This window comes from Pararhodobacter sp. SW119, assembly GCF_017811755.1.
Lineage (GTDB): Bacteria > Pseudomonadota > Alphaproteobacteria > Rhodobacterales > Rhodobacteraceae > Pararhodobacter.
Genome location: NZ_JADDJF010000136.1, coordinates 1 through 1926, shown reverse-complemented (window position 1 = coordinate 1926; position 1926 = coordinate 1). Strand labels below are relative to the sequence as shown.

2 pseudogenes are annotated in these 1926 nt (G+C 65.2%); both read left to right on the top strand.

Annotated features, from left to right (window positions below):
- The first annotated feature begins 361 nt into the window (after nucleotides 1-361).
- Nucleotides 362-1524: pseudogene (locus IM708_RS20855) on the top strand (NAD(P)/FAD-dependent oxidoreductase).
- 99 nt (nucleotides 1525-1623) lie between these two features.
- A pseudogene (locus tag IM708_RS20845) lies at nucleotides 1624-1926 on the top strand (GTPase RsgA); the annotation flags it as partial.

Genomic DNA, 1926 nt, shown 5'->3' with positions numbered 1-1926 from the left:
TAAGCCATGCCGAGACTGCGAATGGTTCAGCGCCTCTCAGCGCCGATTTTTTGAGTATCAGGTGCGGCCGGCACACTGAAGAAGTCTGGGTGCTGGAACTCGGCGAGTGGTTGTTCGCCGAAAGAGGCTGTGCCATCCCGTTGCTAACATGGACTCGATAGCAGAAGGCACCGACCTCTGGATCGTCGCGGATGATGGTGCGGACCTTTTCATGCTCGACAGACGGATCGGAAAGCCCGGGCGCGGGTTCCGCCCGAAGACGTGTCGCGGCCGTCCGGCATGGCGCCGATTTCGCGCCGGGCGATCTGGCGCCGCAAGCGTGCTGAGACTATCAGGTGTCGGGCAATGTAGTGGCGCGGTGATGTGGGACGCGATTGTTTTGGGCGCTGGGGCCGCAGGCTTGATGTGCGCCATCGAGGCCGCGCGCCGAGGTCGGCGAGTGCTGGTGTTGGATCACGCCCGTGCGGCGGGCGAGAAGATTCGCATCTCGGGCGGGGGACGGTGCAATTTTACCAACCTTCAGATTTCACCCGACCGCTTCCTGTCCCAGAACCCGCGTTTCGCTCGCTCGGCTCTCAGCCGTTACACGCAGCAAGACTTCATCGACCGGCTCACGTGTGCCGGTATCGCATGGCACGAGAAGACCCTGGGGCAGCTCTTCTGTGACGGATCGGCGCGGCAGATCGTCGACATGCTGCTCAGGGACCTGCACGCCGCCGGGGGTGAACTCAGGCTGGGGGTCCGACCTGGAGCGATGCTCCGCAGTGCCGATGGCGCCTTCCGGGTCGAAACCGATGCGGGCGCGTTCGAGGCGCGCGCCGTTGTCTTAGCGACGGGTGGCAAATCGATCCCAAAGATGGGGGCCAGCGATTTCGGCTATCGAGTCGCCGAGGGTTTCGGCCTGAGGATCGTGCCGACCCGGCCGGCGCTGGTGCCGCTGGTCTTTACCGATGCCCAGCTCGAAGCGATCCACCCGCTGGCTGGACTTTCGGTTCAGGCGCGGGTGGCTGTCGAGGCGGAGCAGGTGGCCTTCCAGGAGGGCTTGCTGTTTACGCATCGGGCTTTCCGGCCCTTCGATCCTCCAGATTTCCAGCTACTGGTCCCCAGGCCGCGCGATACGTGTCGACTTGTCCCCGGGGCGCGACCTCGCGGCCGAGGCCGAGGCGGGCCGCAGGTTTGGGTGGGCGCGATCTGGTCAATGTTCTGGACCTGCCGCAGGCGCTGGCGCGCAGCGTGGTGACACGAGCAGGGGTGTCGGGACGGCTGGCCGACCAGACGCGGGCGGCGTTCGCGAAGCTCGCTCGAAGCGTGCACGACTGGCAGCTGGTACCTGCCGGAACCGAGGGCTGGCGCACGGCGGAAGTGACGGCGGGCGGTGTCGACACCAGGGATCTGGACGCACGCAGCTTTTCAGCCCGCGCGGTTCCGGGGCTTCATGTCGTGGGCGAACTGGTCGATGTGACCGGCTGGCTGGGCGGCTACAACTTTCAGTGGGCCTGGAGTTCAGGATGGGCGGCAGGGTAGGTGGTCTGACGGCGTTGGCACCAGTCGGGCGACGGCCGCTCGGCGATGTGTCGCTTGGTATCGATCAAATGGAGCCGTGTTGAATTGGGCACCAAGAGAATGATCTCCCCACTCCTGGATGGGCTTGGCTGGACCCAGTTCTTTGCCGAACAACTTGCTGCTGCTGATGGCGGGCTTGTTCCGGTCCGCATCGCAACTGTGCATCGGTCGCGGCTGGTTGCGGAAACGGGAAGAGGCCAGGTGACGCTCGATCCGTCCGCTCCTGCGACCACGATGGATTTCGCGGTCGGTGACTGGGTCCTGATGGAGCCTGAAAGCCAAACAATCGTGCGCAGGCTGGAGCGCCGCACGCTGCTGCAACGCCGGCCCGAGAACGCCCCAGCCCACCAATTGATCGCAGCG